This is a genomic window from Kitasatospora putterlickiae (genome assembly GCF_039527695.1).
Classification (GTDB): domain Bacteria; phylum Actinomycetota; class Actinomycetes; order Streptomycetales; family Streptomycetaceae; genus Kitasatospora; species Kitasatospora putterlickiae.
The window spans coordinates 20,031-43,438 of sequence record NZ_BAAAKJ010000183.1 but is presented as its reverse complement, the minus strand read 5'-3'; the positions used below and the strand labels follow the sequence as shown (position 1 = coordinate 43,438).

19 protein-coding genes are annotated in these 23,408 nt (G+C 72.6%); 5 read left to right on the top strand and 14 right to left on the bottom strand.

Features of this window, described 5'->3' with window-relative positions:
* The 8 genes from pyrE to ABD308_RS18390 all read right to left on the bottom strand — a co-directional run.
* The coding region (gene pyrE / locus ABD308_RS18425) for an orotate phosphoribosyltransferase (RefSeq protein WP_344335782.1) at nucleotides 1-443 on the bottom strand (443 nt) is incomplete at its 3' end.
* Between the two features lie 30 nt (nucleotides 444-473).
* Nucleotides 474-1,556 (bottom strand): SRPBCC family protein, encoded by a 1,083-nt coding sequence (locus ABD308_RS18420; RefSeq protein WP_344335779.1) that lies wholly within the window; start codon nucleotides 1,554-1,556, stop codon nucleotides 474-476.
* Nucleotides 1,557-1,847: 291 nt separating this feature from the next.
* A complete protein-coding gene (locus ABD308_RS18415; protein ID WP_344335776.1) occupies nucleotides 1,848-3,497 on the bottom strand; it encodes a polyamine aminopropyltransferase in 1,650 nt (549 codons plus the stop codon).
* 136 nt (nucleotides 3,498-3,633) lie between these two features.
* Entirely contained in the window at nucleotides 3,634-4,158 is a 525-nt protein-coding gene (locus tag ABD308_RS18410) for a DUF2617 family protein (RefSeq protein ID WP_344335774.1), read from the bottom strand.
* Nucleotides 4,159-4,623: 465 nt separating this feature from the next.
* Entirely contained in the window at nucleotides 4,624-5,793 is a 1,170-nt protein-coding gene (locus ABD308_RS18405) for a pyridoxal phosphate-dependent aminotransferase (RefSeq protein WP_344335794.1), read from the bottom strand.
* Nucleotides 5,794-5,924: 131 nt separating this feature from the next.
* Nucleotides 5,925-6,488: a type III secretion system chaperone family protein gene (locus ABD308_RS18400; RefSeq protein WP_344335772.1), complete on the bottom strand. Its 564-nt coding sequence runs from the start codon at nucleotides 6,486-6,488 to the stop codon at nucleotides 5,925-5,927.
* A gap of 181 nt (nucleotides 6,489-6,669) precedes the next feature.
* A complete protein-coding gene (gene clpB / locus ABD308_RS18395; protein WP_344335769.1) occupies nucleotides 6,670-9,276 on the bottom strand; it encodes an ATP-dependent chaperone ClpB in 2,607 nt (868 codons plus the stop codon).
* A 71-nt stretch (nucleotides 9,277-9,347) separates the two neighbouring features.
* Nucleotides 9,348-10,376: a LysR family transcriptional regulator gene (locus ABD308_RS18390; protein ID WP_344335767.1), complete on the bottom strand. Its 1,029-nt coding sequence runs from the start codon at nucleotides 10,374-10,376 to the stop codon at nucleotides 9,348-9,350.
* Between the two features lie 70 nt (nucleotides 10,377-10,446).
* Between ABD308_RS18390 and ABD308_RS18385 the strand changes: the two genes are divergently transcribed.
* The 3 genes from ABD308_RS18385 to ABD308_RS18375 all read left to right on the top strand — a co-directional run bounded on the left by ABD308_RS18385 (nucleotide 10,447) and on the right by ABD308_RS18375 (nucleotide 14,082).
* Entirely contained in the window at nucleotides 10,447-11,559 is a 1,113-nt protein-coding gene (locus ABD308_RS18385; protein ID WP_344335764.1) for a TDT family transporter, read from the top strand.
* A gap of 566 nt (nucleotides 11,560-12,125) precedes the next feature.
* Nucleotides 12,126-13,157, top strand: a complete 1,032-nt coding sequence (locus ABD308_RS18380) for a helix-turn-helix transcriptional regulator (RefSeq protein ID WP_344335762.1) — start codon at nucleotides 12,126-12,128, stop codon at nucleotides 13,155-13,157.
* Nucleotides 13,144-14,082 (top strand): LuxR C-terminal-related transcriptional regulator, encoded by a 939-nt coding sequence (locus ABD308_RS18375; RefSeq protein ID WP_344335760.1) that lies wholly within the window; start codon nucleotides 13,144-13,146, stop codon nucleotides 14,080-14,082. Before ABD308_RS18380 ends, ABD308_RS18375 begins: the two co-directional genes overlap by 14 nt.
* Before the next feature lie 7 nt (nucleotides 14,083-14,089).
* Here ABD308_RS18375 and ABD308_RS18370 read toward each other — a convergent pair whose 3' ends face one another.
* Nucleotides 14,090-14,716: a hypothetical protein gene (locus ABD308_RS18370; RefSeq protein WP_344335757.1), complete on the bottom strand. Its 627-nt coding sequence runs from the start codon at nucleotides 14,714-14,716 to the stop codon at nucleotides 14,090-14,092.
* Between the two features lie 373 nt (nucleotides 14,717-15,089).
* Here ABD308_RS18370 and ABD308_RS18365 point away from each other — a divergent pair, with 373 nt between their 5' ends.
* Nucleotides 15,090-15,218 (top strand): hypothetical protein, encoded by a 129-nt coding sequence (locus ABD308_RS18365; RefSeq protein ID WP_344335755.1) that lies wholly within the window; start codon nucleotides 15,090-15,092, stop codon nucleotides 15,216-15,218.
* 63 nt (nucleotides 15,219-15,281) lie between these two features.
* Here ABD308_RS18365 and ABD308_RS18360 read toward each other — a convergent pair whose 3' ends face one another.
* The 5 genes from ABD308_RS18360 to dnaK form a co-directional block, all read right to left on the bottom strand.
* Nucleotides 15,282-16,271, bottom strand: coding sequence for a helix-turn-helix domain-containing protein (locus ABD308_RS18360; RefSeq protein WP_344335752.1), 990 nt, complete (start codon nucleotides 16,269-16,271; stop codon nucleotides 15,282-15,284).
* Between the two features lie 207 nt (nucleotides 16,272-16,478).
* Entirely contained in the window at nucleotides 16,479-16,991 is a 513-nt protein-coding gene (locus ABD308_RS18355; RefSeq protein WP_344335750.1) for a heat shock protein transcriptional repressor HspR, read from the bottom strand.
* A 7-nt stretch (nucleotides 16,992-16,998) separates the two neighbouring features.
* Nucleotides 16,999-18,159 carry a molecular chaperone DnaJ gene (dnaJ, locus tag ABD308_RS18350; RefSeq protein WP_344335747.1) on the bottom strand — a complete coding sequence of 387 codons (1,161 nt, stop codon included), beginning with the start codon at nucleotides 18,157-18,159 and terminating at the stop codon, nucleotides 16,999-17,001.
* 158 nt (nucleotides 18,160-18,317) lie between these two features.
* A complete protein-coding gene (gene grpE, locus ABD308_RS18345) occupies nucleotides 18,318-18,953 on the bottom strand; it encodes a nucleotide exchange factor GrpE (RefSeq protein WP_344335745.1) in 636 nt (211 codons plus the stop codon).
* A complete protein-coding gene (gene dnaK / locus ABD308_RS18340; protein ID WP_344335742.1) occupies nucleotides 18,950-20,800 on the bottom strand; it encodes a molecular chaperone DnaK in 1,851 nt (616 codons plus the stop codon). The genes grpE and dnaK overlap by 4 nt, the downstream gene beginning before the upstream one ends.
* A gap of 298 nt (nucleotides 20,801-21,098) precedes the next feature.
* On the opposite strand from dnaK, the gene ABD308_RS18335 reads away from it, so the two are divergent.
* Nucleotides 21,099-23,321, top strand: coding sequence for a (Fe-S)-binding protein (locus ABD308_RS18335; RefSeq protein ID WP_344335739.1), 2,223 nt, complete (start codon nucleotides 21,099-21,101; stop codon nucleotides 23,319-23,321).
* Nucleotides 23,322-23,408 lie beyond the last annotated feature (87 nt).

Below are 23,408 nucleotides of genomic sequence, written 5' to 3'. Positions count from 1 at the left end.
ACGCCGACGACGTCGGCGCCCGCCTCGCGCAGCGCCTCGACGGCGGTCAGCACCGAGCCGCCGGTGGTGGAGGTGTCCTCGACGGCCAGCACCCGGCGGCCCTTGACCTCAGGCCCCTCGATCCGGCGCTGCAGGCCGTGCGCCTTGCCGGCCTTGCGGACCACGAACGCGTCCAGCTCACGCCCGCGCGCGGCGGCGGCGTGCAGCATCGCGGCGGCGACCGGGTCGGCGCCCAGGGTCAGCCCGCCGACGGCGTCGTACTCCAGGTGGGCGGTGGCGTCCAGCATCACCCGGCCGACCAGCGGAGCGGCCTGGCCGTCCAGCGTGATCCGGCGCAGGTCGACGTAGTAGTCGGCCTCCTTGCCGGAGGAAAGGGTGACCTTGCCGTGGACGACGGCCTTGTCCTTGATCTGTGCCAGCAGGGCGTCGCGGTCGTTGCTCATGAGCGTCCAGTCTAGGCCCTGCGCCAGGGGCTAGCGGCGCCGCAGGGCCCTGACCAGCACCACCGCGCCGCCCAGCAGGGCCACCCCGCCGCCGATCATCCACGGCACGGCGTTGCGGCCGCCGGCGCCCGGCACCACGATGCCGCCGACGTCCCCGCCCCAGCGGGAGGCCGCCCGGGCCTTCGCGCTGCGGGCCGGCAGGGCCGGCGCGTACGGGCCGCGCGGCGGGGCGTGGTCGACCTCCTCGGCGGAGCGGCCGACGATGCTGCGGCGCACCGGGCCGCCGAGCACCGGCTCCTGCTCGTAGCCGAACGGCGGCTCGGCGGGGAGCTCGGCGGAGACCTCCTCCTCGGCGCCCGCGGCGGGCTCCTGGGCGTCCGAGGCCCCGCTGGGCCCGGTGGGCTCGTCGACGTCGTCGGCGTCCGCGTCGGCGTTTCCGAGCGGGAGGCCGAAGCGCTCGGCGTCGGCGTCGGAGAAGGCGATGAGGTCGGAGAGGTCGTCGTCGAGGTCGTCGCCGGGCTCGTCCTCGCGGTCCTCCTGGCGGTTCTCCAGGAACACCACGGTGGCCTCCTCGGCCGGCTTCCGCTCCGCCGCCGCGTCCTCCTGTCCGCCTTCGGGGTCGCCCGCCGCCTCGGCCTCCGCGTCGGCCTCGTCGGCCGGGGCCTCGTCGTCCTGGGAGGTCAGCGCGGCGGCGAAGCGGTCCAGCAGCCGGCGGCCGGCCGCGGCGAGCGTCTCGCCGTCGAACTCGGTGAGCCGCCCGGTGGCGCTCAGGTCACCGGTGAAGCGGACCACCGAGGTCCCCTCCCCGGCCCCCTCGGTGACGCTGATCCGGACCGTCGCGGTCGCCTCGCCGCTGCCGCGCGCCTCCTGGCCCTCGGCGAACGCGGTCAGCACGCCCTCGCGGCCCTCGATCAGTGAGAGCACGCCCTTGTACGTGATGGTGGAGGTGCCGATCCGCAGTTTCAGCCGCCCGCCGATCTCCTCCGCCCCGCCGCTGCCGACGGCGGCGGGTTCGGTGCTCAGCCCCGGCACGGAACGCGCCAGCAGCGCCGGATCCTGCAGGGCCTGCCGGACCTGCCCGGCCGGCATCGGGACGACAACCTCATGCTCCATGTCAGGGAGCCTACCGACCGAACCCCCTTCCCGGCCCCGCCCTGTCCCCCACCCGCCCTCGCGCCCCGCCCCGCGCCCCGGCACCGGGGCCGCCGCGACCCCGCGCTCCCGCAGCCCCGGCCGCGCCCGGCCGTGGGCGGGGCGGCGGCCGGTGGCCCTCACGCGCCCCCAGCCGTCGGGGCGCGCCCCTCCGCCTTCAGTCCGGTATCGGGCGTGCGGAGGGCCCCCAGTCTCTGCCGCCCCCATCCCGCTGGGCGTATCCGCTTCTCCTCCCCGGGGCGCCGTCGCCCCTCAGTGCGGGCCGAGGAGGGTGAGGGCGGCGGGTGGGTGGAGGGGGCGGAGGGCGGTGAGGCGGGCGGCGGAGGTGCGCAGGGTGTCCGGGGTGAGGGCGCGTGGCGGCGGCGCGTCCGGGGCGAGGGTGAGCGGTGGCTGGGCGGCCGCGGCGAGCAGGAAGCTCTGGCTGCCCTCCGGCCCCGGGCGGCAGCTGGCTGTCGCACTGCCCGCCACCGCGTACGGAACGGTCCGCAGCCCGGCGGCCCGCAGTCCCGACTCCGCCTGCCACAGGCCCTGCCACCCGTGCTGCTCGTCCCCGCCGCGGACGGCGAGCCGCCCGCCGGGGGCGAGCAGCCGGGTGGCGAGGCCGTAGAACTCCTGGGAGTGGAAGGTCACCGGCCCGCCGTCGGCGGGTGCGGGCAGGTCGGCGAGCACGACGTCGAAGGATTCCCCGGGGCCGGGGCGGACGGTGCGCAGCCACTCCAGCGGGTCGGCCTGGGCGGTGCGCACCCGGGGGTCGTCCAGTGAGCGGCCGGAGAGCGTGGCGAGGCCGGGGTCGGTGCGGGCGAGCCGGGCGAGTGCCGGGTCGTGGTCGACCACCAGCACGGAGCGCACGCCGCGGTGCCGCAGCACCTCCCGCAGGGCCAGTCCGTCGCCGCCGCCGAGCAGCAGGACCCGGGCGTCCGGCCCGGCCGCCATCGCGGGGTGGACCAGGCCCTCGTTGCCCCGGTACTCGTCGGGTCCGCAGACCGCGAGCCGGCCGTCGAGGTAGAGCCGCAGCGGGCCCTCGGCGGGTCCGGTGAGCACGATCTCCTGGTAGCGGCTCTGGCTGACGGAGCGGACCTGCCCGCCGTACAGGGCCTGCCGGGCGGCGCGTTCGACCGCGTCCGACCAGGCGGCGGCCGCGGCGAGCAGTGCCAGGACGAGCCCGCAGCCGCCCCAGAGCAGCAGCCGCACCCGGGGGGCGGGTTCCTCGCGGAAGAGCCAGAGCACCACGGCGGCCCCGGCGACGGCGTTGACCGCGCCGGTGACCAGCGCGCCGCTGCCGGGGCCGAGGACGGGCAGGATCAGGAACGGGAAGGCGAGCCCGCCGATCAGCGCGCCCACGTAGTCGGCGGCGAACAGGTCGGCGGCGGCGCGTCCGGCGTCCTCGCGGCGGATCCGCTGGATGAGGGTCATCAGCAGCGGGATCTCGGCGCCGATGAGCACGCCGATGAGACAGGTCAGCCCGATCATCGTGGCCTGGTAGCGGCCGATCCAGGCCCAGCAGGAGTAGACCGCCAGGACGGACAGGCCGCCGGTGAGCGCGAGGGCGCACTCGACCAGGGCGAAGGCGGTGGCCGGCCGGCGGGTGAACCGTTTGGCGAGCAGTGAGCCCAGGCCCATCGCGAACACCATGACGGAGAGCACGACCGAGGTTTGGGTGACCGAGTCCCCGAGCAGATAGTCGCCGAGGGCCACGAGTTCCAGCTCGTAGACGAGCCCGCAGGCCGCGCAGACGAACGAGGCCAGCAGGACGACCAGCCGGGCCAGTTCGGGGCGGGCGCGCAGCCGGGATCGGCGGCGGGTGGGCAGCGGGGTCAGGCTCCGCCCGGGCCGGGGCGGACTGCCGTCGTCGAGGTCGAGGCTCGGCTGTGCGGGCGGCGGACCGGCCGGATGATTGATCACGAACAAACGCTAGGCGACGTGCGGGACGGACGGCTGCGCCCATTCGACGGACAGCGCGGTATGGCAGGTTGACGAATCGTTCCTGCGTGCGAATGGGAGTCGGTGGGCTGGTCTATGGGCGGCTCGTCGTCGGTCATCAGGACACCACCAGCGAGGACCGGGTACAGACCAGCTGCCCCTCCTGCGGATAGGCGTGCCAGGTGCGCCAGAGCAACCGGTCCGCGCCGCCCTGGGCGACCAGGGCGGTGAAGGCGCTGGGATCGCCGGGGAAGACGCCGGCCAGGCCGCGCGGATGCCCCTCGACCAGGGCCAGCAACTCCTGGGCGCGGGCCGCGAAGTCGTGCGGCGGCAGCGCCTCGATCCGGGCGGCGAACTCGTACTCCCAGCCGTCCACCTGCTTGGCCACCCGGGCGGGCAGCGGCGTGCGGCGGCCGGGCAGGCAGGCGACCGTCTCCAGGCACTGGCCCGGCCCGGCGGCGATCACCACCTGGTGGGAGGCGCCCAGCAGGCGCAGCTGGAGGGTGCCGGGCGGGCCGGGGTGGCCGGGGCCGTCGAGTCTCAGGTCGCGGACCGCGAGGGCGGGCAGCGGTTCGCCGCCCAGGCACCAGGCCAGGTCACCCGCGCGGGTGTCCGTGTAGGAGGTCTGCAAAGTGGTGAGCATGCTCGGCTCCGCGTTTCAGCTCCGTGCGCGCCCGCCGAGCAGCAGCGAGTAGGCCTAGGCGAGGGCGAGGCTGTTCGTGGCTGTGCGGTCCAGGGCGCGGCCGACCGTGGAAGGAGGGATTCCGGCTGGAGATTCAGCAGCAGAGAAGCACGAATACGCCGGGTCCGTCGGTGATTTACCCAACTTTGTCAAGCATTCACCGCTTCGAGCACATCTGCTTCCATGCTCTGATCGACCCGGTGTGCGACTATGCACCGCGCGCGCCCGTCGCCCCGGCCCACGCGCCGTGCACGCCGCCCACGCGCCGCCCGCGAGTCCCACGCGCCCCATCTCTCCCACCCCACCCACCGCCCCCTCGCGCCCTGCCGCCAAGGCAGCGCGAACTGCCCGACGGGCAGCGCGAAAGCAGCACCCGCCAGGCAAATTGACGAATCGTCAGAACGTGCGAGAGGTCCCGGCGGTGGGTCAGGCCGGGGACAGCCGGGACAGCCGGGCGACCGCTTCCTCCAGGACGTCGTCCTTCTTGCAGAAGGTGAAGCGGACCAGGGGGCGGCCGGCCTCGATGTCGTCGTAGAAGACGGCGTTGGGGATGGCGACGACGCCGCAGCGGGTCGGGAGGGTGCGGCAGAAGGCGATGCCGTCCTTCTCGCCCAGGGGGGTGATGTCGGTGGTGATGAAGTAGGTGCCCTCGGGGTGGAAGACGCGGAAGCCGGCGGCGGTGAGGCCTTCGGCGAGCAGGTCGCGCTTGTGGCGCAGGTCGGCGCGGAAGGTCTCGAAGTAGGAGTCGGGCAGCCGGAGGGCCTCGGCGACGGCGTACTGGAAGGGGCCGGCGCTGACGTAGGTGAGGTACTGCTTGGCGGTGCGGACGGCGGTGACCAGCTCGGGCGCGGCGGTCACCCAGCCGACCTTCCAGCCGGTGAAGGAGAAGGTCTTGCCGGCGGAGGAGATGGAGACGGTGCGTTCGCGCATGCCGGGCAGGGCGGCGATGGGGTGGTGGGCGCCGTTGAAGACGAGGTGCTCGTAGACCTCGTCGGTGACGACCAGGAGGTCGCGTTCGACGGCGAGTTCGGCGATGGCGGTGAGTTCGTCGGGGGTGAGGACGAGGCCGGTGGGGTTGTGCGGGGAGTTGAGCAGCAGCAGGCGGGTGCGGGGGGTGACCAGGGCGCGCAGTTCGTCGAGGTCGGGGCGGAAGGACGGGGCCCGGAGGGTGAGCGGGACGCGGACGGCGCCGGCCATCGCGACGCAGGCGGCGTAGGAGTCGTAGAAGGGTTCGAAGGCGATGACCTCGTCGCCGGGCTCCAGCAGGGCGAGCAGTGACGCGGCGATGGCCTCGGTGGCGCCGGCGGTGACCAGGACCTCGGTGTCGGGGTCGAGGTCCAGGCCGTGGAAGCGCCGCTGGTGGTCGGCGATCGCGGTGCGCAGCTCGGGGACGCCGGGGCCGGGCGGGTACTGGTTGCCGCGTCCCTCGCGCAGGGCGCGGACGGCCGCCTCGCGGACCTCCTCGGGGCCGTCGGTGTCCGGGAAGCCCTGGCCGAGGTTGATCGAGCCGGTGGCGGTGGCCAGCGCGGACATCTCCGCGAAGATCGTCGTCCCCAGTCCGTCCAGGCGGCGGTTCAACAGCGGCCTCGCACCCATCATGGCTCCTCGCACCTCGGTGTCGGCGGTGGTCGGGCCCATCCTCGGGCCAGGAGGCGGCCGGGGACAAGGACGGCCCGCCACCGGGTGCCGGTGGCGGGCCGTAGCAGGGGGCCTGGACGGGGGAGGCGTCAGCTCTCGTTGGTGCCGTCGGACGGCTTGTCCTCGCCGCCCTCGCCCTCGATCTCGTCCTGCAGGCCGAGGCGCTCGACGATCCACTGCTCGAAGCCGACGGCGGCCTGGGTCCAGTTGGCGGTGGTGGTGACGAAGTAGTCCAGGTTGACGCCGGTGCCGACGATCATCTGGGCCTCGCCGATCAGGCGGACCACGCCGTCCTCGTGGGTGTGGGTGTAGACCTTGGGCCAGAGGGTCTCACGGTTCCACTCGTCGATCAGGTCGAGGACCTCGCCCTTCTTCTCCAGCGGGTACGGGCGGTCGTAGAACGCCCGGACCGCGAAGAGCTCCTTCTGCTCGCCGCGGAACATGTAGTAGACGCGGAAGCCCTCCCAGGGGGCGGTGAGGTCGCCCTCCTCGTCGACGCCGTGCTTGAGCTGCATCTGGTCGAGGAGCTGGCCCACCAGGTTCTGGTCCGGCACGATGATCGGCGGGGGGCCGGCCGGACGCCCGCCCTGGCCTCCGGGCTGGCCACCCTGGGGCATGCCGAACGACGGGATGGACGACGGGTCGATGCTCATGGGGTCCTCTTCCTCAGTGCACGTGGTGGTCGGCAATGAGAGGCCGCCCTTCCGAGTCCATCCTGCCTCATCCGGGGCTCACCTCACAGGGGTGGCCGCAACCCGGTGGGGCATGTCCGGATCATGGGCCGCCCCCTCGAAACCGGGGGGCGGACCTTGATCGTTCCGGGGTGACGGTGGGCTACTTCTCCAGCGGTCCGCGGGCACGGACGGTGAGGCGGTCGCCGTCCTCGTCCCGCTCGACCAGCACGGTGTCGCCGTCGTGCACCTGGCCCGCCAGGATCGCCCGGGCCAGCTGGTCGCCGATCGCGGACTGCACCAGCCGGCGCAGCGGACGGGCGCCGTACGCCGGGTCGTAGCCGGTGAGCGCCAGCCAGTCCCGGGCGGCCGCGGAGACCTCCAGGGCGAGCCGGCGGTCGCGCAGCCGGTCGCCCAGCCGGGCCACCTGGAGGTCGACGATCCGGCTCAGTTCGGCGGTCCCCAGCGGGTCGAAGACCACGATGTCGTCGAGGCGGTTGAGGAACTCCGGCTTGAAGGCGGACCGCACCGACTCCAGCACGAGGGCCTTCTTCCGCTCCTCCGGGGTGGCCGGGTCGACGAGGAACTGACTTCCCAGGTTGGAGGTGAGGATCAGGATCGCGTTGCGGAAGTCCACGGTGCGGCCCTGGCCGTCGGTGAGCCGGCCGTCGTCGAGCACCTGCAGCAGCACGTCGAAGACCTCGGGGTGGGCCTTCTCCACCTCGTCCAGCAGCACCACGCTGTACGGGCGGCGGCGGACCGCCTCGGTGAGCTGGCCGCCCTCCTCGTAGCCGACGTACCCGGGCGGGGCGCCGACCAGGCGGGAGACCGAGTGCTTCTCGCCGTACTCGCTCATGTCGATGCGGACCATCGCCCGCTCGTCGTCGAAGAGGAAGTCGGCCAGCGCCTTGGCGAGTTCGGTCTTGCCGACGCCGGTCGGGCCGAGGAAGAGGAAGGAGCCGGTCGGGCGGTCCGGGTCGGCGATGCCCGAGCGGGTGCGCCGCACGGCGTCCGAGACGGCCTGCACCGCCTCCGCCTGGCCGATCAGGCGGTGTCCCAACTCCTCCTCCATGCGCAGGAGTTTGGTGCTCTCGCCCTCCATCAGCCGGCCGGCCGGGATGCCTGTCCAGGAGGCCACCACATCGGCCACGTCGTCCGGGCCGACCTCCTCCTTGACCATCGAGGCGGAGGCGTCCTCGCCGGCGGCGCGCTCCTGGGCGTCGGAGAGCTCCTTCTCGGCGGCCGGGATCTCGGCGTACATCAGCTTGGACGCGCGCTCGAAGTCGCCGTCCCGCTGGGCGCGTTCGAGCGCGCCGTGCAGGTCGTCCAGCCGCTCCTTGAGCTCGCCGACCCGGTTCAGGCTCTTCTTCTCCTGCTCCCAGCGGGCCGTGAGCACGCTCAGCTGCTCGTTCCGGTCGGCGAGATCGCGGCGCAGCCGGGCCAGCCGGTCGACCGAGGCCGGGTCCGACTCCTTCTCCAGGGCCAGCTCCTCCATCCGCAACCGGTCGACGGTGCGCTGGAGTTCGTCGATCTCGACCGGGGAGGAGTCGATCTCCATCCGCAGCCGGGAGGCCGCCTCGTCGACCAGGTCGATCGCCTTGTCCGGCAGGAAGCGGGAGGTGATGTACCGGTTGGAGAGGGTGGCCGCGGCGACCAGCGCGGCGTCCGCGATCTGCACCTTGTGGTGCGCCTCGTAGCGGCCCTTGAGGCCGCGCAGGATGGCGATGGAGTCCTCGACGCTGGGCTCGCCGACCAGCACCTGCTGGAAGCGTCGCTCCAGGGCCGGGTCCTTCTCGATCCGCTCGCGGTACTCGTCCAGGGTGGTGGCGCCGACCATCCGCAGCTCGCCGCGGGCCAGCATCGGCTTGAGCATGTTGCCGGCGTCCATCGCGGAGTCGCCGCCGGCGCCCGCGCCGACCATGGTGTGCAGCTCGTCGATGAAGGTGACGACCTGGCCGTCGCTCTGCTTGATGTCGTTGAGGACGGCCTTCAGCCGCTCCTCGAACTCGCCGCGGTACTTGGCGCCGGCGACCATCGCGCCGAGGTCCAGGGCGACCAGGCGCTTGCCGCGCAGCGACTCCGGCACGTCGCCGGCCACGATCCGCTGGGCCAGGCCCTCGACGACGGCGGTCTTGCCGACACCGGGCTCGCCGATCAGCACCGGGTTGTTCTTGGTCCGGCGGGAGAGCACCTGGACCACCCGGCGGATCTCCTGGTCGCGGCCGATCACCGGGTCGAGCTTGCCGTCCCGGGCGGCCTGGGTGAGGTCGGTGCCGTACTTCTCCAGCGCCTTGTAGGTGCCCTCGGGGTCCGGCGAGGTGACCCGGGCGCTGCCCCGGACGTCCTTGAACGCGGCGAGCAGCGCCTTCGGGGTGGCGCCGTGGCGCACCAGCAGCTCGGCGACCGCGCCGCCCTCGGCGGCCACGCCGACCAGCAGGTGCTCGGTGGAGACGTACTGGTCGTCGAGGTCGTCGGCGCGCTTGCCGGCCTCGGTCAGCACGGCCAGGGTGTCGCGGGCCAGCTGCGGCGCGGCGACGGTGCTGCCGGACGCGCTGGGCAGCGCGGTGAGCTGGCGGCGGGCCTCGGCGTCGAGGCGGGACACGTCCGCGCCGACCGCCTCAAGCAGCGGCCTGGCGATGCCCTCGGGCTGTTCCAGCAGGGCGATCAGGATGTGCACCGGCTTGACGTCCGGGTTGCCGACGGCCCCGGCCTGCCGGATCGCGGCGGACAGGGCGTCCTGCGTCTTGGTGGTGAACTTGCTGGCGTCCACTGCTGGGGGGTCCTCCTCGTCGTGCGCGATGTCTGCTGTCTACAGCATGCACTAAGTTGAGTCTATTCCGCTCAACTTCTGGATGAACGGTCGGGGCGGACCCGCAGCGCGGGGCGCTCGGCCGAGCCGGCGGGCTTGCGGGCGGCCTTCGGCGGCAGGGCCCGCGCCTGCGCCATCCGCGCCTGGTGGGTCCCGGCCGTCCGCCGGGTCAGCGCCAGCAGTTCCCGGGCCGGGCCGGTCGGCCGCTGCCCGGCCGGCCAGACCGCGCGCAGCGGCCGCCGCAGGTCCAGCTCCTCGGCCAGCCGCACCGCCACCAGCCGCCGGGTCGCCAGCTCCTCCACCACCGCGAGCTCGCTCAGGCAGACCGGCCCGGCCCCGGTCATCGCCGCCGCCTTCAGCGCCGTCGACGAGGCCAGTTCCAGCCGCGGCGGCGCGGTGCCGCCGTACGGCGCCAGCGCCATCTCCAGCACCTCCCGGGTCCCCGACCCCGGCTCGCGCAGCACCAGCGGGGTCTCCGCCAGCTCCCGCGCGGACAGCGGCGAGCGGCGCCGGGCCCACGGATGGTCCGGCGCCACCACGACCACCAGCCGGTCCGCCGCCACCACCGCGCCCGCCAGCCCGGCCGGGGGCAGCGGGCCCTCGACGAAGCCGAGGTCCGCCTCCCCGGCCAGGACGTGGCCGGCCACGTCCGCCGAGTTGGCGGTGCGCAGCGTCACCGCCGTGCCCGGGCTGACCGCGTGCAGCGCCAGCAGCCAGCCCGGCATCAGGTACTCGGCGACGGTCAGGCTGGCCACCACGATCAGGCGGGCGTCCCGGCGCTCGCGCAGCGCGTCGATCCCGGCGTCCAGCGCCTGCGCCGCCTCCACCACCTGCCGCGCCCACTCGACCACCAGCCGGCCCGCCTCGGTGGGCCGGGAGCCGCGCGGGGAGCGTTCCAGCAGCGAGACGCCGATCTGCCGCTCCATGCCTTTGATCCGGGCGCTCGCGGTCGGCTGGCTCACCCCGAGTTCGGCGGCCGCCCGGCCGACGCCGCCGAGCCGGGCCACCGCGAGCAGCAGCTCCAGCGCACCGAGTTCGGGGACACGCGGGGAGAGGGCCATAGGTTCAGGCTATGTCCTCATAGAGCGCGCGGCGCTACCGGCGTCCGCCGCCCCGGGCGACGGTGGGTGCATGGCCACCCTGCTCAGCACCGCCCCCAGCCCCCGCGCGTCCGCCCGCGTCCGCCGTCTCGACCTCGCCCAGCTCGGCCCCAACTGGTACGCGGTGGTCATGGGGACGGCGATCACGGCCAACGGCGCGGCCGCGCTCCCGCTCCACTGGCCGGGCCTGATCGGCTTCGCCGAGGTGATGTGGGCGCTGGGGCTGGCCGGCCTCCTGGTGCTCGGCGCCGCCCGGGCCGTCCACCTCACCCGGCACCGCGCGGCCGCCCGCGAGCAGCTGCTGGACAACCCGGCCACCGCCGTCTTCTACGGCTGCCCGCCGATGGCGCTGCTCTCGGTCGGCCTCGGCACCCTGACCGTCGGCTCCCGGATCATCGGCACGGGCCCGGCCGTCGCGCTCGACCTCGCGCTCTGGACGGCCGGCACGCTGTACGCGCTCGCCGTGGCGGCCGGCATCCCGTACCTGATGATCACCCGGCACACGGTCTCCCCGCTCGCCGCCAACCCGACCTGGCTGCTGCCCGTGGTCGCCCCGCTGGTGGCCTCCGCCACCGGTCCGGCGCTGGTCCCGCACCTGCCGGCCGGCGCCGCCCGGGAGGCGCTGCTGTACGGATGCGCGGGGCTGTTCGGGATCGGCCTGCTGGCCACCCTGGCGGTGCTGCCGGTGGTGCTCACCGGCCTGGTGCACAGCGGGCTGCCCGCCCTGGCGCTCACTCCCACGCTGTTCCTGGTGCTCGGCCCGCTCGGCCAGTCGACCACCGCCGTCCACCAGCTGGCCGACGCCGCCGACCCGGTGTTCCCCGGCCTGGCCCCGGCGGCGGGCGCCCTCGCCGAACTGTTCGGGGTGGCGGTGCTCGGTGCCGCGCTGCTCTGGCTGCCGCTCGCCGTCACCGCCAACCTGCGCGCCCGGCGGGCCGGCATGGGGTTCGCGATGACCTGGTGGGCGTTCACCTTCCCGGTCGGCACCTGCGTCACCGGGGCGGCCGCGCTCGCCCGGCACACCGGCTTCCCCGGCTTCACGGCGCTCGCGGCGGGCCTGTTCGTGCTGCTGCTGACCGGCTGGACCCTCGCCGCGGCGGGCACGGCGACCGCGCTGGCCCGCGGCCGGCTGCTGGCCCGCTGAGGCCGCGGGCTCCCGGCCTCGGCCCGGGTTCCGGAACACGCAACTCCGCCACCGACCGGACGGACGGTCGGAGAATCCTCGCCGCACCCCTGTGACCTGCGGTTTCGCGGAAGCCGGAAACGGCCCGCGGAAGCGTGCGCCGAACCGGCGGTGCAGGTTCCTGCAATTGCGAGAACATGCAGCAGGGTGGCACTTGTTCACCGGCCGTCACGCTGTGAGGGTGGAGGCACGCCAGGTCGTCCGGGCAACCGCAGCCCGAGGAAGGCGACTTGCTCTTCATACTGGATGCGACCGGTACGTCCGCACGTACCTGCATATCGGGGGGGAGAGCACCGGCCGGGACGCCATGTGTGGTGATGGCCCCCGGGACCGGAGCCGTCGAGGCGTTGCTGCTCCGCCTCGACGGAAGCGCTGGGACCGGCGTACACCGGCGGCCCCTGGACCCGAGTGCGACGGCACCCGGGGTCCGGGGGACCGTCGGGCACCAGTACCTTGATCGTCGCCGGCCATCGCGCGCGGCACGCGGAGCACCAACACCCCCGAGCATCCGGCAGGGAGCGTTCGACGTGACGTTCGAGGCGACGGCGGACCCGAGCACCACCCAGGGCGCCGCCGCCGGCGACGGGAGCACGGCCGCCGCCGGGGCGGCCGGCGAGCCCGACGAGGCCGCGCGCCGCGTCTACCTCGCGATCCTCGCGGGCGGCGGCCGGGTCAGGTTCGCCGACGTCCCCGAGTCCGACCGCGACCCCGTTCGCCAACTCGTCTCCATCGGCCTGCTGATGCCCAACCCGATGGACGCCTGCTACACCGCCGTCAGCCCCCGCTCGGTCAGCGACCGCCTCGGCACGGAGCTGCGCAGCGAGGCCACCCGGCTGCTGGTGCGCGCCGAGAGCCTGCCCGGCGCCCTGGACGCCCTCACCCGGGCCTACGACGCGATGCCCCGCCCGCCGGAGCGCTCCGGCGGCGCGGTCTACATCGAGGGCCACGTCCACATCCGGCACCGGATCTCCCAACTGGTCGCTGACTGCCGCACCGAGGTCCTCACCGCCCAGCCGGGCGCCCGCCCGGCCGACGCGCTCAAGATCGCCATCCAGCAGGACGTGCAGCTCCTCCAGCGCGGCTGCTCGCTGCGCACCGTCTACCAGCCCGTCGCGATCGCCGATCCGCCCGCCCTCGCCTACGTCGAGGAGGTCACCCGGCGCGGCTCGCTGATCCGGATCCTGGACGAGCCCTTCGAGCGGCTGATGGTCTTCGACCGCTCGGTCGCGGTGATCTCCGCCTCCGACGACCACAGCACCGCCGCGTTCATCACCGACCCGGCCGCGATCGCCTTCATCGTCAACGCCTTCGAACGCGACTGGTGCCGTGCCGACGCCACCGACTGGTCGGCCGTCCTCGGCCAGAGCCCCACCCCCAGCGCCCCCGACCGGGTCGGCCGGCTGCTCGCCCGCGGCCTCACCCAGCGCGCCGTCGCCACCCGCCTGGGCCTGAGCGAGCGCACCGTCGCCGCCCACATCTCCCGGCTGCGCGACCGCTACGGCGCGCAGACGCTCTTCCAGCTGGGCTGGCTGATGCGGGGTGGCCGTGACGGCGGATGACCTCACCCCGGCCGAGCACGCGCTCTACCTGGCGGCCCTCTCGAACGGCGGCCACCTCGCGGCACCGCCCGCCGCCGGCCCGGGCGCCGATTCGGGCGCCGATTCGGCGGCCCTGGCCGGCCTGCTCGCCCGGGGCCTGTTCGCCCCCGGCGCCGCGGGCTACGCCGCGGTCGACCCACGAGCGGCCGGTGACCGCCTCGCCGCCGGACTCCGCGGGGAGGCCACCCGTCTGCTGGTGCGCGCCGAGAACCTCCCCGACGCCCTCGCCCCGCTCACCGCCGCCTACGACGCCGCGCACCAGGGCCCCGAGTCGCACCACGTCGAGGGCCGGGACGCCATCCGGCACCGGATCTCGCAGCTGCTGGCGGAGTGTCAGGAAGAGCTGCTGACGGCCCAGCCCGGACCGCACTGGGCCGTCACCCTGGAGCCGGCGCTCAGTCAGGACCTCCCGCTGCTGATGACCGGACGCCGGATGCGGACCATCTACCAGCCCGCGGCCCGCCGCCGGCCGGCGGTGGTCGAGTACGCGGGCGCGGTCACCCGCCACGGCTCGCGGATCCGCCTGCTGGACGAACCGTTCGACCGGACGATCATCGTCGACCGGTCGACGGCCGTCGTCTCCGCCCGGTCCGACCACGGCGCCGCCGCCTTCATCACCGACCGGGCCACGGTGGCCGCGCTGGTCGCCGTCTTCGAGCGCGACTGGTCCCGCGCCGCCGCCGTCGACTGGTCCGCCACCCCGCACCGGGCCGCCACCCGGATCACCGGTCTCCTCGCCCGCGGCCTCACCCAGGGCGCCATCGCGACCCGCCTGGGCCTGAGCGAGCGCACCGTCGCCGCCCACATCGCCCGGCTGCGCGACCGTCACGGCGCGCAGACCCTCTTCCAGCTCGGTTGGCGGATGCGGGGCGAGGGCGATGGCTGAGCCGGGGTCAGCCGGTGGCGGCGCCGGTGGGCCAGTAGCCGGACGGGCCGACGGCGGGGGGCTGCTGGCGGGGGACGGTGAACTGCTCGCCGGGGGCGGTCCAGAAGCCCTCGCGCAGGGAGAGCGCCATGCCGGCCCAGTCGAGGGCGGTCTCCACGGTGTGGTGGAGGGCCTCCTGGGACCAGGTGTCGTCGAAGACCAGCGGCAGGACGGGGGCGACCTGCTCGATGGTGGCGATCAGCGGGTTGTGGGTGATGGCCTCGTCCACGAGCAGGACGATCGGCTTGCGCAGTGCCGACGCCCAGCCCAGCTCCAGGCTGACGCCGGCGGAGAGCGGCGCGCCGACGTAGGCGAAGACCAGGTCCGCGGACTGCAGCGCGCGGAAGTCCGACGGCACGCGGGGCTCGGGGGCGCGCCCGGCGACGGTCCAGGCGTCACTGTGGTGGGCGCTGTAGACGGCGGCGCCGCTGCGAAGGAGGGTGGTGCGCAGGGTCGTCAGCCGCGTCCGGCTGGCGAGGGTCACCACACTGTCCGCCGGCCCCGTCAGCCGCATCAGCGGCGCGGCCAGGAACACGCGTGCACGCCGGCCCTCATGGGCCTGGCTGTCGTGGTGACGCAGGTAGGGCTCGGTCATGTCGACTCCGGGGGAAGGCCGACCGGGTTGGGACGGTGCCGGTAGGCGTTGAGAGTGGTTGCTGCTACAAGCGATTCCGGGTGCCCTGTGGTGAGATATTGACAGTACAGCGCCATGATCAGGATCCAGTGCCGGACTATCGAGGGCGAACTGATCGTCTATCAGTGGCCCTGGGTGCGTCCAGGTTCTTGCCCTGTCATCTGGCTGCATGGCAGGGAGATGACGGCACCGGGTCTTCGGTGGGGGTGACAGTGCAACGGGATCTGCGGCATCATGTGGACTCCCGTGCTAATGGTGCCGCTCGCGTTGGCTTTCGGAAAGGAGTGGGCTGGTGTCCCGTATGTCCAGGCTTATGTGCAAGGTCGTGCTTTCAGTGGCCATCGCGATTGGGGCGTTGGCCGGCGGTGTCGCCGCCGGGCAGGCGCAGCAGGCCGGTGACGGCGTCGCTGCCAAGTCCCGCCCCGTCGCCTACCTCACCGCGGAGGACATGAACTGGGGTTGATCCGCGAGGGCATGCCCGTGGGCGGACCCGCCGTCCGGCGCGTCCCCCGACCCTGATCGCCGTTCAGTCGTTCTTCTGGTGCGAGGCGCGTCCCAGGACGTAGCCCAACTGGAAGAGGGAGTCGACGTCGTAGTCGTCCCGCATTTCCGCGATGTGCCGGGCCAGGGTCCGCTCACTGATGCCCAGCCGTCGTGCGATGACCCGGTGGTTGGTCCCGGAGAGAAGCAGGTCGATGATCGTCTGCCGGAGTCTCGAAACGACCTCCTGCGGAACGGTGGCATCGCCGTCGAAAGCCAGTGCCCGGCTCCAGTTCCGTTCGAACACCTCCTCCACGAGGAAGGTGATGACCGCGGGATCCCGGACGAACGCCGCGACGTCGTCGCCGTCCACCGGGAGGACCGCGAGGCGACGGTCGACGATGAGCAGCCGCGCGTACGGTTCGTCGAGCGTGCGGAATTGATATCCCTCCCTGGCGAGCCTGGCGACGTATTCCCGGGTGGGCTGGTGGTAACGGGTGCTGGCGTTGTAGATGGTGCGCATGGAAGCGCCCCGCTGGAGGCTCTTGAGGTCGCGCTCCAGGCCGGCGGCGAGGAGTTCCGGAGGTCTCGGGCCGCCGGGCTGCATGGCCAGCCCCTCGGTCATGCCGGCGGCCATCTCCTGCTGGAGGCGTTGATTGATCACCGCCTTCCCGTGCAGGTATTCGATGGGGCCGCCGATCTTGTCGGGGCCATGAAAAGCCTCGGCGAGTTCGGCGAAATCCGTCGGTATGGCGACCGCGTGGGTGAGCAATTCGAGCGCCTGGCGCTGCCAGACGGAACTGAGGCTCAACGAAAGCTGGGCGGGATCCGCCGCGATGAAGGCCCCGGGATCGTCGCTGTTCGGAATGAGGAGCCCGAGATCCAGCAACTCCCGGAGTGCGTGGTTGCATTCCGGATTTGCGCTGTCTGGTATTCGGCCGCTGTCGTGGATCGTCTTCAGGTAGAGCGCACGGGCGTCCGCGGAAAGAATTCGTGACCCGCCATCGGCGGAACCAGGCTGCTCTCGCCCGCTCATCTTCGGCTCCCTGTCGTCGACCGGACAACTAGTCAACGTCCTAAAACACGTGTACCAGGCATCCTAGGATGCGAATGCAGCCCTTCATCCGCTTCCACGGCAGCTGCCGAGGCATGCTCCGGTGCGGCACTCTCTCACAGACGGGGCCGCCGCCGGCACCCCCCGGCCAGGGGGAAACCGACGGCGGAACGGGCGGCCCGGTGGCCGTCAGCGCTTGGGGCGCCAGACCACCAGGGCGCTGGAGTGCGGCGTGGGCGGCTGGTAGGGGACGAGGTCGCGGCGGTAGGAGGCGTGGATGGTGGCCTCGCGCTGCTGGAGCGCGGTGGCGGCCCCCTCCAGGGAGTCGGCCAGCTCGGCGATCCGGGACTGGAGCGCGGCGACCTGGTTCTCCAGCTCGATGATCCGCTTGATGCCGGCCAGGTTGATGCCCTCGTCCTGGGAGAGCCGCTGGACCTCGCGCAGCTGCTGGATGTCGCGCGCGGAGTAGCGCCGGCCGCGCCCGGCGGTGCGGTCGGGGCAGACCAGGCCGAGCCGGTCGTACTGGCGGAGGGTCTGCGGGTGCAGGCCGGAGAGCTCGGCGGCCACCGAGATCACGTAGACCGGGGTCTCCTCGGTGAGCACGTACTGGGGCTGCGGGGCGGCCCGGCGGGTGGTGCGGCGGGCGCCGCCTCCGGGGAGGCCTTCGCCGAGGCCGGGGCCGATGGGGTCGTCGGGGGTCATCTGGTCGTCACGCTCCCTCCGCCGCCCGGAAGAGGGCGGCTCGCGGGTCGTCGGAGGCGGTCGCCTCGCGGTACTGCTCCAGAGCGGTCAGTGCCTCGCCGGTGACGTGCTGGGGCACCACGACCTCCATGGTGACCAGGAGGTCGCCGCGGGTGCCGTCCTTGCGGGTGGCGCCCTTGCCGCGGGCCCGCAGGGTGAGGCCGTTGGCGCTGCCCGGGGGCAGCTTGAGCTTCACCGACGGGCCGTTCAGGGTCGGCACCTCGATGGTGCCGCCGAGCGCGGCCTCGGGGAAGGTCACCGGCACCGTCACCGTCAGGTTGTCGGCCTTGCGCCCGAACACCGGGTGCGGGTCGACGTGGACGGTGACGTACAGGTCGCCGGGCTGGCCGCCGCGCTCGCCCTGGGCGCCCTTGCCCTTGAGACGGATCCGCTGGGCGTCCTGGACGCCGGCCGGGATCCGGACCTGCATGGTGCGGGCGGAGCTGGCGCGGCCGCTGCCGTGGCAGTCCGGGCACGGGTCGTCGACGATCATGCCGCGGCCCCGGCAGTCCCGGCAGGGCTCGGAGAGCGCGAAGGCGCCCTGGCCTCGGCTGACCGTGCCGGAGCCGACGCAGGTCGGACAGACCCGGGGGGTGGTGCCGGACTTGGCGCCGGTGCCGTTGCAGAGCCGGCAGGGGGCCTGGCTGGTCATCCGCAGCGGGACGGTGGCCCCGTCCACGGCCTCCTCGAAGGAGAGCGTCACCTCGGTCTCGACGTCGGCGCCGCGCCGCGGCTGGGCCTGCCGGCCGCCGCGGTTGAACAGCCCGCCGAAGACGTCGCCGAGGCCGCCGCCGGCGGCGCCGCCGCCGCCCTGGCTGCCGCTGAAGAGGTCGCCGAAGTCGAAGCTGTAGCTGCCGGTGCCGCCCGGGCCGCCGGGCCGGAAGCCGCCGTTGGCGAAGAGGCTGCGGGCCTCGTCGTACTCCTTGCGGCGCTTCTCGTCCGAGAGGACGTCGTAGGCCTCGGAGATGTCCTTGAACCGCTCCTCGGCCTTGGTGTCGCCCTTGTTGGCGTCGGGGTGGAACTCGCGCGCCAGCTTGCGGTAGGTCTTCTTGATCTCCGTGGCGCTGGCGTCCTTGGGCACGCCGAGGACCTTGTAGTAGTCCTTCTCCACGTAGTCCTTGCCGCTCATGGCCGGCGCCACCTCCCGAGGTCCATCGTCACTGTGCTGTCAACGGTCCGGGCACGGCCGTCCGTGCCCGGGCACGTCGACAACGCGCTGCGGAGCCGCCCGCCGTACTGGCCGGCGTACGACTCCGCAGCGCAGGGGTTGTCAGCTGTCACCGGTGGTCAGCTGTCCGAGCCACCGTCTGCCTGGTCCTTCTTCTCCCCGCCCTTGGCGGTGTCGGCGTCCGGGCCGGACGCGGTCTGGGTGCCCGGCTGGGGCTCCGCGACCGCGACCATCGCCGGGCGGATGATCCGCTCGCCGATCCGGTAGCCGGGCTGGAGGATCTGGACGCAGGTGTCCTCGGTGACCTCCGAGGAGTAGCTGTGCATCAGCGCCTCGTGCATGGTCGGGTCGAAGGGCTCGCCCTCCTTGCCGAACTGCTGCAGGCCCAGCTTGGCGACGACCGTCTCCAGCGACTCCGCGACGGACTTGAAGCCGCCCGTCACCTCGCCGTGGTCGCGGGCGCGGCCGATGTCGTCCAGCACCGGGATCAGCGACTCCAGGATGTTGGAGACGGCGATCTCACGGACCGTCAGCCGGTCGCGCTCGACCCGCTTGCGGTAGTTCTGGTACTCGGCCTGGAGACGCTGGAGGTCGCCCGTGCGCTCGGCCAGCTCGCGCTTGGCCGTGGCCAGCGCCTCGGTGCCGGAGGCGGAGCCCTCGGCCCCGGCCGCGGCGGCCTCCTCGGCCGCCTTGATCACGGCCTCCTCGGCGGCGGAGTCGTCGCCGGGCTCGGCACCCTGCGGCTTCTCCGTCATGCCGCACCGCCCTTGGGCTTCTCGTCGTCCACGATCTCGGCGTCGACGACGTCGTCGTCCTTGGCACCCGCGTCACCGGCGGCACCCGCGCCCGCACCGGCCGCACCGGCGGCGTCGGCGTTGGCGTACAGCGCCTGGCCGAGCTTCTGGGCGGTGGTGGAGACCTTCTCCGAGGCCTCGCGGATCTTCGCGATGTCCTCGCCCTTCAGGGCCTCCTTGAGCTCGCCGATGGCGGTCTCGACCTCGGTCTTGACGTCGGCCGGCAGCTTGTCGGCGTTGTCGGCGATGAACTTCTCGGTGGAGTAGACGAGCTGCTCGGCCTGGTTGCGGGTCTCCACGGCCTCGCGGCGCTTGTGGTCCTCCTCCGCGTACTGCTCGGCCTCGCGCATCATGCGCTCGATGTCGTCCTTCGGCAGCGCGGAGCCGCCGGTGACGGTCATCTTCTGCTCCTTGCCGGTGCCGAGGTCCTTGGCGCCGACGTGCATGATGCCGTTGGCGTCGATGTCGAAGGTGACCTCGATCTGGGGCAGGCCGCGGGGGGCCGGCGGCAGGCCGGTCAGCTCGAACATGCCGAGCTTCTTGTTGTACGCGGCGATCTCGCGCTCGCCCTGGTAGACCTGGATCTGCACGGACGGCTGGTTGTCCTCGGCCGTGGTGAAGATCTCCGAGCGCTTGGTCGGGATCGTGGTGTTGCGCTCGATCAGCTTGGTCATGATGCCGCCCTTGGTCTCGATGCCGAGGGACAGCGGGGTGACGTCGAGCAGCAGGACGTCCTTGACCTCGCCCTTGAGGACACCGGCCTGGAGCGCGGCGCCGATGGCGACGACCTCGTCCGGGTTGACGCCCTTGTTGGCGTCCTTGCCGCCGGTCAGCTCGCGGACCAGCTCGGCGACGGCCGGCATGCGGGTGGAGCCGCCGACGAGGACGACGTGGTCGATCTCGGAGAGCGCGATGCCGGCGTCCTTGATCACGTTGTGGAACGGGATCTTGCAGCGCTCCAGCAGGTCGGAGGTCAGCTGCTGGAACTGGGCCCGGGTGAGCTTCTCGTCCAGGTGCAGCGGGCCCTCGGCGGAGGCCGTGATGTAGGGCAGGTTGATCGAGGTCTCGGAGGACGAGGACAGCTCGATCTTGGCCTTCTCGGCGGCCTCGCGCAGACGCTGCAGGGCCATCTTGTCCTTGGACAGGTCCACGCCGTGGCCGGCCTGGAAGACCTTGACCAGGTGGTCGACGATCTTCTGGTCCCAGTCGTCGCCGCCGAGGTGGTTGTCACCGTTGGTGGCCTTCACCTCGACGACCCCGTCGCCGATCTCCAGCAGGGAGACGTCGAAGGTGCCGCCGCCGAGGTCGAAGACCAGGATGGTCTGGTCGTCCTTGTCCAGGCCGTAGGCCAGGGCGGCCGCGGTCGGCTCGTTGACGATGCGCAGGACGTTGAGGCCCGCGATCTCACCGGCCTCCTTGGTGGCCTGGCGCTCGGAGTCGGAGAAGTACGCCGGAACGGTGATGACGGCGTCGGTGACCTGCTCGCCCAGGTAGGCCTCGGCGTCCCGCTTCAGCTTCTGCAGCACGAAGGCGCTGATCTGCTGCGGGTTGAAGTCCTTGCCGTCCAGCCCGATCTTCCAGCTGGTGCCCATGTGACGCTTGACCGAGCGAATGGTCCGGTCGACGTTGGTGACCGCCTGGCGCTTGGCCACCTCGCCGACGAGCACCTCGCCGTTCTTCGCGAAGGCGACGACGGACGGCGTGGTCCGCGCGCCCTCGGCGTTCGTGATGACGGTGGGCTCGCCACCCTCCAGAACGCTGACGACCGAGTTCGTCGTGCCGAGGTCGATGCCGACCGCGCGTGCCATCGTAGATACCTCCACGGAAGAGTTGAGCTTTACGGACTCAAGGATGCATGACGAGGCGGGTGCCGTCAACAGCCCTGAGTCCTGGCCGCTCAACTTTGCTGAGCCGTGCTCCGAGTGCGGCGGCCGGGCCGTGCCGCGCGTGCGCCCGCGTGACTGCCGCCATACCTTGAGCATCTTCAGCAGAAGCGGTGGCGAACGGTAATGTCCGGGCCGTCGGCCCTGGAAGTTACCGACGAGTACAATGCCTCCGGAGACACCGGACACCAGCAACACGCAAGCCGCAGGAGACGGAGAGCCGATGCAGCTAGCAGCGATCGTCATCTCGCTGGTCACCTTTGTGATCGGCACCGCGCTCGCCGCTCGTGCGGCGCTGTACATCTACCGGGTGGTGCGCACCGGCCAGCCGGACGCCACCCGCTTCGGGCAACCCGCGCAGCGGGCGAAGACCGTGGCGGTGGAGTTCGTCGGCCACACCCGGATGAACCGCTGGGGGATCGTCGGCGTCGCCCACTGGTTCGTCGCGGTCGGCTTCTTCAGCCTGATCCTGACCCTGGTGACCGCGTTCTTCCAGCTGTTCGACGCCGAGTTCGTGCTGCCGGTGCTCGGCGGCTGGCTGCCGTACGAGCTGTTCACCGAACTGGTCGGCACCTTCACCACGCTGGGCATCGCGACGCTGATCGTGATCCGCCTGCTCAGCCTGCCCGGCCGGGCGGGCCGCAAGTCCCGCTTCGCCGGCTCGATCGCCTGGCAGGCCTTCTACGTCGAGTACACGATCCTCGGCATCGGCCTGTGCATCATGATCCTGCGCGGCCTGGAGGGCGCGCTGGAGAACGTCGGCTCCTACGAGGCCAAGTACCTGATCTCCTACCCGCTGGTGGTGGCCTTCCGCGGTCTGTCCCACGGCACCCTGGAGAACCTGGTCTACCTCTTCGCGATGCTGAAGATCAGCATCTCCTTCGCCTGGGCGATCACCATCGGTCTCAACCCCTCGATGGGCGTCGCCTGGCACCGCTTCCTGGGCTTCTTCAACATCTACTTCAAGCGCGAGGAGGACGGCTCCACCGCGCTCGGCGAACTGCGCCCGATGACCAGCGGCGGACAGCCGATCGACTTCGAGGACCCGGCCGACGACGCCGTCTTCGGCGTCTCCCAGGTCGAGCACTTCTCCTGGAAGGGCATCCTCGACTTCTCCACCTGCACCGAGTGCGGCCGCTGCCAGTCGCAGTGCCCGGCCTGGAACACCGGCAAGCCGCTGTCGCCCAAGCTGCTGATCATGAGCCTGCGCGAGCACGCCTTCGGCAAGGCCCCCTACCTGCTCGCCGGTGGCGGCAAGGACATGGAGGGCACCGAGAAGGCCACCGCCGAGCAGCTCAAGGACGTCCCCGCCGCCGCCTTGGCCGAGGCCGAGCGCCCGCTGATCGGCACCGCCGAAGAGAACGGCGTCATCGACCCCGACGTGCTGTGGTCCTGCACCACCTGCGGCGCCTGCGTCGAGCAGTGCCCGGTCGACATCGAGCACATCGACCACATCGTCGACATGCGCCGCTACCAGGTGATGATCGAATCCTCGTTCCCCACCGAGGCCGGCACCATGCTCAAGAACCTGGAGAACAAGGGCAACCCCTGGGGCATGGCCACCAAGGCCCGCCTGGACTGGGTCAAGGAGCTCAAGAAGGAGACCGGCATCGAGGTGCCGGTGATCGGCGAGGACATCGACCCCGCCGAGGTCGAGTACCTGTACTGGGTGGGCTGCGCCGGCGCCCTGGAGGACCGCGCCAAGAAGACCACCAAGGCCTTCGCCGAGCTGCTGCACACCGCCGGCGTGAAGTTCGCGATCCTCGGCAAGGAGGAGTCCTGCACCGGTGACTCCGCCCGCCGCCTGGGCAACGAGTTCCTCTTCCAGATGCTCGGCGCGCAGAACGTCGAGACCCTGAACGCGGCCCTGGAGGACGCTCCGGTCAAGCGGATCGTGGCGACCTGCCCGCACTGCTTCAACACCATCGCCAACGAGTACCCGCAGCTGGGCGGCCACTTCGAGGTCATCCACCACACCCAGCTGCTGCAGCACCTCATCGACGAGGGCAGGCTGGTGCCGGTCAACCCGGTCGAGGGCCTGATCACCTACCACGACCCCTGCTACCTGGGCCGCCACAACAAGGTCTACAGCCCGCCGCGCGAGATCATGGACAAGGTCCCGGGCCTGCGCCAGCAGGAGATGCACCGCCACAAGGAGCGCGGCTTCTGCTGCGGCGCCGGCGGCGCGCGGATGTGGATGGAGGAGCGCATCGGCAAGCGGATCAACACCGAGCGCGTCGACGAGGCGCTGTCCCTCAACCCGGACATCGTCTCCACCGCCTGCCCGTTCTGCCTGGTCATGCTCTCCGACTCGGTCAACGGCAAGAAGAACGAGGGCGCGGCCAAGGAGCACCTGAAGGTCGTCGACGTCGCCCAGCTGCTGCTCGACTCGGTCAAGGCGATCCCGTCGGCCGGGGCCGAGGAGCCGCGGACCGTGGACGCCTGAGGCGCGCCGGGCGGATCGCCCGGCGGACCGACGGGGCCGTGAACCGGCCCGGTTGTTCGACAGTTCTGCAACAACCGCCCCGGCCCG

What these genes read in the sequence shown, in the direction of transcription:
- dnaJ (WP_344335747.1), bottom strand. Translation starts at nt 18,159, where the DNA reads ATGAGCGGCAAGGACTACGTGGAGAAGGACTACTACAAGGTCCTCGGC.
- ABD308_RS18390 (WP_344335767.1), bottom strand. Translation starts at nt 10,376, where the DNA reads ATGGCCCTCTCCCCGCGTGTCCCCGAACTCGGTGCGCTGGAGCTGCTG.
- ABD308_RS18405 (WP_344335794.1), bottom strand. Translation starts at nt 5,793, where the DNA reads ATGGGTGCGAGGCCGCTGTTGAACCGCCGCCTGGACGGACTGGGGACG.
- ABD308_RS18335 (WP_344335739.1), top strand. Translation starts at nt 21,099, where the DNA reads ATGCAGCTAGCAGCGATCGTCATCTCGCTGGTCACCTTTGTGATCGGC.
- ABD308_RS18370 (WP_344335757.1), bottom strand. Translation starts at nt 14,716, where the DNA reads ATGACCGAGCCCTACCTGCGTCACCACGACAGCCAGGCCCATGAGGGC.
- ABD308_RS18420 (WP_344335779.1), bottom strand. Translation starts at nt 1,556, where the DNA reads ATGGAGCATGAGGTTGTCGTCCCGATGCCGGCCGGGCAGGTCCGGCAG.
- dnaK (WP_344335742.1), bottom strand. Translation starts at nt 20,800, where the DNA reads ATGGCACGCGCGGTCGGCATCGACCTCGGCACGACGAACTCGGTCGTC.
- ABD308_RS18355 (WP_344335750.1), bottom strand. Translation starts at nt 16,991, where the DNA reads ATGACCCCCGACGACCCCATCGGCCCCGGCCTCGGCGAAGGCCTCCCC.
- ABD308_RS18360 (WP_344335752.1), bottom strand. Translation starts at nt 16,271, where the DNA reads ATGAGCGGGCGAGAGCAGCCTGGTTCCGCCGATGGCGGGTCACGAATT.
- ABD308_RS18385 (WP_344335764.1), top strand. Translation starts at nt 10,447, where the DNA reads ATGGCCACCCTGCTCAGCACCGCCCCCAGCCCCCGCGCGTCCGCCCGC.
- ABD308_RS18410 (WP_344335774.1), bottom strand. Translation starts at nt 4,158, where the DNA reads ATGCTCACCACTTTGCAGACCTCCTACACGGACACCCGCGCGGGTGAC.
- grpE (WP_344335745.1), bottom strand. Translation starts at nt 18,953, where the DNA reads ATGACGGAGAAGCCGCAGGGTGCCGAGCCCGGCGACGACTCCGCCGCC.
- ABD308_RS18400 (WP_344335772.1), bottom strand. Translation starts at nt 6,488, where the DNA reads ATGAGCATCGACCCGTCGTCCATCCCGTCGTTCGGCATGCCCCAGGGT.